This is a genomic window from Pseudomonas sp. CGJS7 (assembly GCF_036961695.1).
The window spans coordinates 1-912 of the sequence record NZ_JBAMDI010000312.1 but is presented as its reverse complement, the minus strand read 5'-3'; the positions used below and the strand labels follow the sequence as shown (position 1 = coordinate 912).

Annotated in this window: 1 protein-coding gene; it reads left to right on the top strand. The window is 62.3% G+C overall.

The window, feature by feature from the left end; genetic code table 11:
• A partial coding sequence (locus V7787_RS52845) for an immunoglobulin-like domain-containing protein (protein WP_442965387.1) occupies positions 1-912 on the top strand: 912 nt, incomplete at both ends.

The following is a 912-nucleotide window of genomic DNA, read 5'->3' as shown; positions in this document are numbered from 1 at the left end:
CACGACCTGGTCGTGACCCTGAGCAACAACGCTCAGGTCACCATCAAGGCCGGCGAAACCAGCGCGCCGTACACCCACGACGCGCAAGGCGATGACGTCTATCAGGACGCTGGCCAGATCAGCTTGGGCATCAACTCGGCAGTGGACGCCACTGGTGCGACCTTCGAGAACCTGGAGCTGGGCGGTGCCGCGAAAGTGGATGTCACCGACACCCTCGACGAGGTGGTGGCCAAGCTGACTGCCACTCCGTCGGTCACCGAAGGCGGCGAGATCACCTACACCATCACGCTGACCAACAAAGACGGTCTGCCGATCAATAACCACTCGGAGCTGTACTTCAAGCTGACCGACGGCACTACTGTCGTCGTGGCAGCCAACAGCACCACGGGCTCGGCGACTGCAACCGCACCAGACAACGTCTATGTCGGCACCAACGCGCCGGTGGTCAATGCCATCGACGCGGTCAGCGGCGCAGATGCGTGGAAGTTTGAAAACCTGAACCTGGACAAGACCCCAGTCAGCACCGAGGTCACTGACGAGCCAGGTACCCCAGGCAGCGAAGGCGACATCGTCAAGGTCACCATCACGGCTGACCAGACTTCGGTGGCCGAGAACGTCAAGCCAACCTTCACTGTGCACGTCAACCAGCCGCTGGCCCACGACCTGGTCGTGACCCTGAGCAACAATGCTCAGGTCACCATCAAGGCCGGCGAGACCAGCGCGCCTTACACCCACGACGCGCAAGGCGATGACGTCTACCAGGACGCTGGCCAGATCAGCCTGGGCATCAACTCGGCGGTGGACGCCACTGGTGCTGCGTTCGAGAACCTTGAGCTGGGCGGTGCTGCTTCGGTTCAAGTCACCGACACCCTCGACGAAGTGGTGGCCAAGCTGACTGCGACCCCTTCGGTG